Origin of the sequence: Olivibacter sitiensis DSM 17696, assembly GCF_000427965.1 — a bacterium.
GTDB lineage: Bacteria > Bacteroidota > Bacteroidia > Sphingobacteriales > Sphingobacteriaceae > Olivibacter > Olivibacter sitiensis.
Genome location: NZ_ATZA01000005.1, coordinates 142,438 through 151,700, shown reverse-complemented (window position 1 = coordinate 151,700; position 9,263 = coordinate 142,438). Strand labels below are relative to the sequence as shown.

The 9,263-nt window shown below is 45.5% G+C and carries 8 protein-coding genes and 1 rRNA gene; all 9 read left to right on the top strand.

Annotation, left to right across the window (positions count from 1 at the left end; translation table 11 throughout):
* Positions 1-15: 15 nt before the first annotated feature.
* The 9 genes from rrf (at position 16) to A37S_RS0104735 (ending at position 9,192) form a co-directional block, all read left to right on the top strand.
* Positions 16-127 (top strand): 5S ribosomal RNA (gene rrf / locus A37S_RS0104775).
* A gap of 282 nt (positions 128-409) precedes the next feature.
* Positions 410-1,360 (top strand): SMP-30/gluconolactonase/LRE family protein, encoded by a 951-nt coding sequence (locus A37S_RS23625; protein ID WP_036601310.1) that lies wholly within the window; start codon positions 410-412, stop codon positions 1,358-1,360.
* Positions 1,361-1,375: 15 nt separating this feature from the next.
* Positions 1,376-2,239 carry an AraC family transcriptional regulator gene (locus tag A37S_RS28125; RefSeq protein ID WP_028295992.1) on the top strand — a complete coding sequence of 288 codons (864 nt, stop codon included), beginning with the start codon at positions 1,376-1,378 and terminating at the stop codon, positions 2,237-2,239.
* 55 nt (positions 2,240-2,294) lie between these two features.
* Complete coding sequence (locus tag A37S_RS0104760; protein WP_028295991.1) at positions 2,295-3,203, top strand: AEC family transporter; 909 nt, start codon at positions 2,295-2,297, stop codon at positions 3,201-3,203.
* A gap of 97 nt (positions 3,204-3,300) precedes the next feature.
* Complete coding sequence (gene treF, locus A37S_RS0104755; RefSeq protein ID WP_028295990.1) at positions 3,301-4,857, top strand: alpha,alpha-trehalase TreF; 1,557 nt, start codon at positions 3,301-3,303, stop codon at positions 4,855-4,857.
* Between the two features lie 116 nt (positions 4,858-4,973).
* Positions 4,974-5,717, top strand: coding sequence for a (Fe-S)-binding protein (locus A37S_RS0104750; protein WP_028295989.1), 744 nt, complete (start codon positions 4,974-4,976; stop codon positions 5,715-5,717).
* A 16-nt stretch (positions 5,718-5,733) separates the two neighbouring features.
* The gene (locus A37S_RS0104745; protein ID WP_028295988.1) at positions 5,734-7,131 is read left to right on the top strand and encodes a lactate utilization protein B; all 1,398 of its coding nucleotides are present in this window, start codon (positions 5,734-5,736) and stop codon (positions 7,129-7,131) included.
* Between the two features lie 47 nt (positions 7,132-7,178).
* The gene (locus A37S_RS0104740; protein WP_028295987.1) at positions 7,179-7,772 is read left to right on the top strand and encodes a LutC/YkgG family protein; all 594 of its coding nucleotides are present in this window, start codon (positions 7,179-7,181) and stop codon (positions 7,770-7,772) included.
* Between the two features lie 73 nt (positions 7,773-7,845).
* Complete coding sequence (locus tag A37S_RS0104735) at positions 7,846-9,192, top strand: deoxyguanosinetriphosphate triphosphohydrolase (protein ID WP_211229722.1); 1,347 nt, start codon at positions 7,846-7,848, stop codon at positions 9,190-9,192.
* Positions 9,193-9,263 lie beyond the last annotated feature (71 nt).

The following is a 9,263-nucleotide window of genomic DNA, read 5'->3' as shown; positions in this document are numbered from 1 at the left end:
CCGTCAAACCCTATTTCAGGTGCCTATATCGGCGGGGTCCACCTCTTCCCATCCCGAACAGAGAAGTTAAGCCCGCCAGAGCCGATGGTACTGCAGTAACATGTGGGAGAGTAGGTCGGCGCCAAACCTTATTGTAATAAATTGAAGAAAGCCCGGATGCGATGCGTCCGGGCTTTCCTCGTTTTTGGCCATTCCAATTAAATGAGTTGGAGATCGGTGCATTTCCAAGATTTAAGATGTTTTTTCGCTTCCATGCGGATGTTGTTTGGTTTAAACAAACAATGGATATATTGCATTTGTAGTGCATATATGCGCATACCACAACTGTTTTTAGCAACGGCTTACGGATTGCTTTTTTTTACACTTGGCTATAGCCAGCAAGGGAAACAATCACCTATTGATAATCTCTTTGCGAGTAGCAAAAAAAAAACTCGCTCTTTCCATAGAAATACAAGATACTGCCTTATTGCAAATTGTGGATAAAGATGCATTATATACGGTATTGGGAACGGGTTATTATTGGACGGAAGGGCCTTTATGGATCGACTCTCTCCAATGTTTATTGTTTTCTGACGTTCCTGCCAATACCATTTATAAATGGTCTGTGGATAGTGGAATTACCACCTATCTAACCCCTTCGGGTTATACAGGAGATATACCTCGTGGAGGAGAACCAGGGTCAAATGGTCTTCTATTGAATAGTAATGGAGAACTTATTTTGTGCCAGCATGGCGATAGACAAATAGCAAAAATGCGGACGGATATAGGCCAGCCAAGCCCTTCTTTTATCACTATCGGAGATAGTTATTTGAAGCAAAAGCTCAATAGTCCGAATGACATAGTAGAAGATACCGAAAGAGGGCGCTACTATTTTACTGATCCTCCCTATGGGCTTAATGACCAAGAAGTCTCTAAAAGAGAACTATCGTTTAACGGTGTTTATAGCCTAGATTACAATGGCGATATCCGTTTGTTGGTGGATAGCCTTACGAGACCCAATGGCATAGCCTTGATGCCTGGAGGCAAGAAGCTCATCGTTTCTAACTCCGATGCCAAAAATACTGCGCTTTATTGCTTCTATCTGAATCGTGACGGAGCAGTAGAAAGTGCAGAAAAGGTTTTTGATTTTACGCCCTATATGAAAAGTGGCGGAGGTGTGTCGGACGGTCTAAAAATCGATGAAGAGGGGAACGTCTTTGCATCGGGGCCGCAAGGTATCTGGATTTTTGATCGCAATTTTAAAGTCTTAGGCAGGGTGTTGTTTGATCACAATATATCTAATTGCTTTTTGGCGATGGAGGGAAAAGTATTGTTCGTGACTGGAAGCGATAAGGTAATGATGCTTCGATTGCGGAAGTAAGTGTTATTTTTGCTTATGAAGCGTATGCATACTTTTCCCGAACAAAAGCTCTTGAGGTCTGAAGATATATTGTTGCTGGATATGTCCAAGCATCGACATCAACTATCGGCCGTTCCGCACCGCCATGATCATTATACCATCATGTGGGTACAGCAGGAGGCTTCGTCCACACAAAGTATAGACGGAAATTCATACGAAATGCATCCACATAGGATATTCTTTATGGCACCTGGGCAAATCCATGTTATGGATGGCAAACCGCAACAGGGTTGGTTGCTTCTTTTTAGCGAAGCCATGTTCCAATATTTTCTTAATTCACATCCAAGCAAAGAAACAATAGGTATTACCACACCACTTATCAATAAGCCTTTTGTGGATTTGCCGAAGCAGGAAAGGGATCTGTTTGCCTTTATATTCCAATACCTTTATCGGAACCTGCAGAAAAAGCAAATGACGTTTAGCCTCGCTTTCCATCAATTATCTTTATTATTATTGAAGCTAAATGCTATCCACTTGCAACAGCAACATCAATTGGGGCCTCCAAAGCTTGAAACAAAGTTATATCTTCAACTTACGCAATTGATAGAACGATATTTCAGAATAGAACACGACACTAACTTTTATGCAACAGCACTATTAAGACATCCTAAAACCATAAATAATATGCTTAAACGTAGCGCCGGATCTTCTATAGTACAAATGCTGCACGAGCGTATCTGCGCAGAGGCCAAGACGCTTCTTATCACCAGCGAGCTTTCCATCAAAGAGATAAGCTATTCGCTCGGTTTCAAGGATCCTTCCTATTTCAATCGTTTTTTCAAGCGCATTGTATCAATAACCCCCTTAGACTTTAGAACGAAACACCATCATAATTCCTAAAAGTACCATGCTACTTTGCCGTGTCTCCCTACCTTTGCAAAACAAAATTAGAGAGATGACAAACTTTTTGATCATTGGCTTAGGTCTTATAGCGGGAAGACTTTTTAGGTATTTTAAGGCCATACCTGCAGATAATCATAAGGGAATCAATGCATGGATACTTTATATTGCATTGCCCGCTGTGTCGTTCAAATACCTGCCCAAAGTGCAATGGACGACAGACATGATTTTGCCCGCTATTACTCCTATTATAGTAGCATTAGGCGGCTACCTAGCGGTATCTGTATATAGTAAGAAGAAGAATTTGTCTGTTAATACTGAAGGTGCTATGAAATTGGCAGCGGGCTTTTGCAATACCTCATTCATTGGTTTTCCTTTGATCATGGCTTACTATTCTGAACAAGACCTTAGCGTTGCCATCATTACCGACCAAGTAAGTTTTATGCTGGTATCCACCTTGGCGATAACTACTGCAGTTACTTCTTCTGGGAAAGGAAAAGTGACGGCTTCCCTCTTGCTCAGAAAATTATTTACCTTTCCTCCCTTAATAGGATGTATTGCGGCACTTACCTTGCCGCGCTTATTCGATATGTCGGCCTTCGATGATTTCTTTGATAAATTGGCAGGCACAGTAGGGCCTTTAGCGCTCTTTTCTGTGGGGCTGCAGTTGCGTTTTGATGGATGGCAAGAAGAAATAAAGAATATTTTGTTTATCCACGGGTATAAACTGCTGGTAGCACCTGCGCTCGTACTATTGGTTGCCTATTTTATGAAGGCACCACACGACATTTCCAAGATCAGTGTATTTGAAGCGGCGATGCCCACATTGATTACCTCTGGTATCATAGCGGAAGAATATAACCTGAATCCGAAGTTTGTGAGCCTTACCATTGGTACGGGTATTATACTGGGCTTCATTACTACGGGCTTTTGGTATGTTGTGTTGAAGATGGCACCGTATTAGTCAAAAAATTCCGAAAAATTCATTTATTTGTGCATATCGTTAGCGTTTTATAGTCATATCAGTATCTTTGTGAAGCTAACCACTGTTGAATTGAATTATGACATGGACGTATACGAAAGCGACATTTATGATAATAGTGGCAAATATGTTGGCGCTAGCGCTAAAGGCACAAACGGAGGAAACCCCCGATCTGGTATTTGGTAACTTGTTTACCCAGGTACAGATGGAACGTGTATTCCCGGACAATAAGACTTTTGTGGATGCTGTGCCCAAAGCTCCGCCCCATCAGATACTGGCGTCTTACTTGGCTTCTAAGGATAGGGCGGACTTCTCGCTTTCGGATTTCGTATCGGCTAATTTCCATATCATAGGCCCCAAAGAATCGCATTATATTACAGATAGCACGCAAACGGTAGTGCAGCACATCAATAGGCTATGGTCCGTATTGACGCGTATGCCCGAGGAGCCTGTACCAGGTAGTTCCATATTGCCGCTGCCCTATCCCTATATTGTACCTGGAGGTCGTTTTAATGAAATATACTACTGGGACTCCTATTTCACCATGTTGGGGCTTCAAGTGAGCGGGCAGCAAGAGATGGTGGAAAACATGGTAAAGAACTTTGCCTATATGATCGATAAGTTCGGACACATACCCAATGGAAATCGTTCCTATTTTCTGAGCCGATCACAGCCGCCCTTTTTCTCCCTGATGCTGGAGCTACTGGCCGAAGACCAGGGAAATGAGGTGTACGGCATCTATAAAGACCAGTTACTAAAGGAATATGCCTATTGGATGGACAAGTCGGGCAAGACCAATCACCTGGTAAATATGCCCGATAGTACCAAGCTCAATCGCTATTACGACCAATACGCCATACCTCGGCAGGAATCCTATTTCGAGGATTCTACTATGGCCCGCTTGGTGAGCAATCCCCCTGCCCTCTACCGCAACTTAAGGAGTGGTGCCGAGAGTGGTTGGGATTTCAGCTCACGCTGGATGGCTGATGGGCAACACCTGCATACCATTGAAACCACGCGCATCTTGCCCGTCGATCTCAATTGCCTGCTATACCACCTCGAACTTACCATAGCGAAAGCCTATAAGCAAACAGGCGATAAGCAAAAGGAGCATAAATATAGACACATAGCCAAAAGTCGTAAGACTGCCATTAATCATTTTTTCTATAACAAGCATGACGGGTGGTACTACGATTACAATATCAGGACCAAGCAGCTTTCGAAAGAAAAAACCATCGCCGGCATGACACCGTTCTTCCTGAACATTGCACCCGAAAAAGCTATTAAACGGGCAGTATATGTCCTTAAAAAGGACTTTCTGCGCAGCGGCGGTGTGGTAACTACACTGAAAGTGAGCGGTGAACAATGGGATGCTCCAAACGGATGGGCCCCTCTGCAATGGATGACTGTCAAAGGACTACGCAATTACGGTGAGCACGCTCTTGCAGAAAATATTGCTAAACGATGGATTGCTTTGAATACTAGGGTTTTCCAGAATACGGGAAAGATGATGGAAAAGTACAACGTGATGGACTCTAGTTTGGATGCCGGTGGAGGCGAGTATCCCGCGCAGGATGGTTTCGGTTGGAGCAATGGCGTGTTGCTAAAGCTCATCCGTATATACGGCGAGTACTAGGACAGTATAGTACGGTATGGCAGATAAGGAAGATATAACTATCTTGTCCCCCACATCTTGATAATACAAACTCGGTGCTGTAAGTTGTAAACTAACTAAGTAGACTAAACATATACATGAAAGTAGCATTATTCATTCCATGCTATATAGATGCGCTTTATCCTAAAGTGGGTATTGCGACATTGGAATTGCTGGAAAGATTGGGTGTAGAAGTTGATTATCCACTGAATCAGACCTGTTGCGGACAGCCACTGGGCAATGAAGGCGACCAAAAGAATGCCGCTGCGGCCGAGCGGCTATTCGTAGACAACTTCAAGGGCTATGATTATATTGTGGGCCCAGCTGGCAGTTGCGTAAAACACGTAAGGCACCACCTGGACGCCATTGAGCAAACGACAGACGTACAGTCGGTAAGAAAAAACACCTATGAACTGGTGGAGTTTCTGCACGATATACTCAAATTAAGGGATTTTTCGAACGTCACCTTTAGCCACCGCGTAGCGGTGCATAACAGTTGCAGTTCTATCAGAGGATTGCAACTGGCTTCTTGTAGCGAAGTGATGGGACCGCGGTGGAACAAGACCGAGGCATTGTTGGAGCGAGTGAAGGGACTGGAGCTAGTTCACATCGACCGCCCTGATGAGTGCTGTGGCTTTGGAGGTACCTTTGCCGTCACCGATGAGGCTGTTAGTGCCAAGATGGGGCTCGATAAGGTACGCGACTATGAGCGGCACGGCATAGAATATGTGGTTTCTCCGGATATGTCCTGCCTCATGCATCAAGAGGGCGTTTCCAAAATGCAGCAGATGCCTATCCAATTTGTTCACATAGCTCAGGTGTTGAACCAAGGGCCATTTTAGAAAAGGGGGTAAACCAATGAGTACGACTAAAGTGAAGGTGGCAGAAAATGCGGCCAAGTTTATCCAACAGGACGATATACACGAGAAATTGCACGACCAGAATCTCTGGAACGTGCGGATGCGGCGCGATACGGTAGCTAGTGCCATTCCCGAGTGGGAAGAATTACGCACCCTCGCCTCTAGAATCAAAGAGCATACCCTAACACATCTGGATGAGTATGTCCTGCAGTTTGCCGATAATGCAGAAAAGCGTGGTATAAAGGTACATTGGGCAAGCACGGCAGAAGACCATAACCGCATTGTTTACGAGATATTGGCCTCGCATCAGGTCAAACGCTTGGTCAAGAGCAAATCCATGTTACAGGAGGAATGTCATATGGCTCCCTACTTGGAAAAAAGAGGCATTACCTTGACGGAAACCGATTTGGGTGAGCGCATTCAGCAGCTATCTGGGCAAGATCCCAGCCACATTGTTATGCCAGCCATTCACCAAACAAAGGAGGATATAGCTAAGCTCTTTGCAGAAAAAATAGGTACCGATCCCAACAAAGTGGATGCCAATTACTTGACCGAGGCGATGCGCAATAATGCGCGGCCCAAGTTTTTGGAGGCAGAGGCCACGATGACCGGAGCCAACTTCGCCATTGCCGAGACCGGTTCCTTTGTAGTATGTACCAACGAGGGCAATGCCGATCTTGGAGCAGCTATTGCTCCGTTGCATATTGCCAGTATAGGTATAGAGAAGATGGTGCCCAAGGTGGAGGATATGGGCGTGTTTATCCGCCTCCTTTCTAGAAGCGCTGTGGGCACAGCCGCCACGCAATACACCTCCCATTTCAGTGGACCTCGGAAGGGTACCGAAATGCATATCATACTGACCGATCATGGTCGAAGCCATCGCTTGGGACTGGAAGACTTTTGGTCTTCGCTGAAATGCATTCGTTGTGGAGCTTGTATGAACACCTGTCCCGTATATCGGCGCAGTGGTGGGCTTTCTTACGGCGCTACCTATTCTGGCCCTATCGGAATTATCCTAGATCCGAGTTATGATGAGGATAAGTACAGCGAGCTGCCCTTTCATTCCTCGCTCTGCGGTTCTTGCACGGAGGTATGCCCTGTGCGCATAGATATTGCCGAGCAAATCGTGAAATGGAGAAAGGTCATGAGTGCTAAGAAGAAATTGCCAGTGGGCTTGAGACTGGCTTTTGGCGTCACGGGAACAGTGTTCAAGTACCCATGGGTATTTAGAACAGCCGAGGCAGCGGGCAAGTGGGCGCTGAAGTTTGCTCCCGATGCGCTGATATATAACAAAACGCTGAATGCGTGGGGAAGGCAGAGAAAACTGCCTGAGTTTGCCGACCAGACTTTTCGGGATTGGTATCTAAAAAATAGGAACAAAGAGCCAAAGGCATAGCCACGGGTGCTTTGTCTGAGGTTTTACTTTTAAATTTTGATTTCACAGTGAACGCTATAAAAGAAGAAATGCTCGCCGCCATACGCAAGAATATGCCTAAGGACAAGGTGGCCTATCCCCGTCTGCCAAGCTTTGAGGTGGCGGGAAAAGATTTGAAACGCACCTTTGAAGAGAGCCTCTCCAAAGCTGGAGGAAAGCTATTTGACATAGCCAATAAGGAGGAAGCTCTGCAACTATTTGCTGAGTTGTATCCAGATGCGAAAGTCGTTTGTTCGGCTACGGCAGAATGGACTGGAAACAAGTCCTTGGAAGAAGTGAGTGCACCAGGCGAGCTGGAAAACGTGGATGTAGCCGTCATCCGCGCCCGCTTTGGCGTGGCTGAGACGGGTATGGTATGGCTCACCGAGCATGAACTCATAGTCAATTCACTTGCCTTCCTAGCCCAACACCTGGTCATCTTGCTAGATCCAGATGAAATAAGTGAAAATATGCATACTGCGTATAGACGAGTGGACCTGCAGCGGGCAGATTATGGTGTCTTTGTCATGGGACCATCCGCCACGGCAGACGTGGGCGCCGTACTGGTACGGGGAGCGCAGGGACCAAGGAGTTTGTCGCTGTTCTTCACCAAATCTCTGTAAATGGATTTGGGCATATCCTAATTTGGGCAAGCTTGTACATGAAGACAAGTTTATCTAAGTTTGTTCCGTCATGATGAACTGGGAAAAATTGCTTTCTGCTAAGCGCTGGGGTTACGAACACCGCGAAATAATCAACAAAGATATTGCTCGTTCCGAATTTCAAAGGGATTATGATCGGATTGTTTTTTCGTCTCCCTTTCGCCGTTTGCAGAACAAGACGCAGGTCTTTCCCTTGCCAGGGAGCGTATTCGTGCACAACAGGCTTACCCATAGCTTGGAAGTGGCCAGCGTGGGCAGGTCGCTGGGCTGGATATTCTACAATAAGGTAAAAGAACAGGAGCCAAGTATCGACCAACGGATTCCCTATTTGCAAGAGGTGGGCAATATCGTGGCCAGTGCTTGTCTGGCACATGACATGGGCAATCCAGCCTTTGGCCATTCGGGTGAATCGGCCATTTCCCATTATTTCCTACATGGCGATGGCCTACAGTATCAGAGCAAGGTAAGCGAGGAGGAGTGGGCTGATCTCGTCCATTTTGAAGGTAACGCGAATGCTTTGCGCATCCTCACTCACCAGTTTGCCGGAAGAGAGGCTGGAGGCTTTGGCCTCACCTACAGCACCTTGGCCGCCATTGTAAAATACCCATGCGCAGCGATAGATGGCAATGTCAAAGGAAAAGGGCTGCATCGCAAAAAGTATGGTTATTTTAATCCAGAGAAAGCTTCGTTCGAGCGTTTAGCACAGGAATTGGGCATGATAGAAGAAAATCCGGGTACGGGCATTTATCTAAGACATCCATTGGTATACCTGATGGAGGCCGCAGATGATATCTGCTATAATCTTATAGACCTGGAAGACGCACACCGGTTAGGTATCCTATCCTATGAGGAGGTGGCAGACCTGCTAGCTCCTCTTTGCGTTGATGTGGGGATTAGGGAAAGACTGGATCAGTTAGATGATATAGACAGCAAAGTGAGCTTGCTGAGGGCGAAAGCCATTGGTACCCTCATTCAAAAATGCTCATCCGTTTTCTTTGCCAATAATAAGGCCTTACTGGACGGAACATTTGAGAAATCACTGCTAGATCATTTGGAAGCTTCCTTGTTAACGGCGATGAAAAACATCGAAAATGTTTCCGTGGCCCGTATCTACAATGCGCAGTCGGTAGTACAGATTGAGGTGGCAGGCTATAAGGTGATGAGTGGGCTTTTGGAAGAGTTTGTACCTGCTTATATCAACAAGAGCTCTGCCTACGATCAGAAACTGATAGCTCTCATGCCTAAACAGTACTATACTGCAAGCGATAATGTCTATCTGAAAATTAGGAGCGTGCTAGATTTTGTAAGCAGCATGACCGATTTATATGCCGTGGAGCTGTTCAGAAAAATAAAAGGTATATCGTTTCCTTCATTGGAGTGATAGCGGTAGCGTCTTTTTTTCTTGAACCATTTTGGTTTTTGGTATGAAAGTGTTATTTTTACCCAAAATAG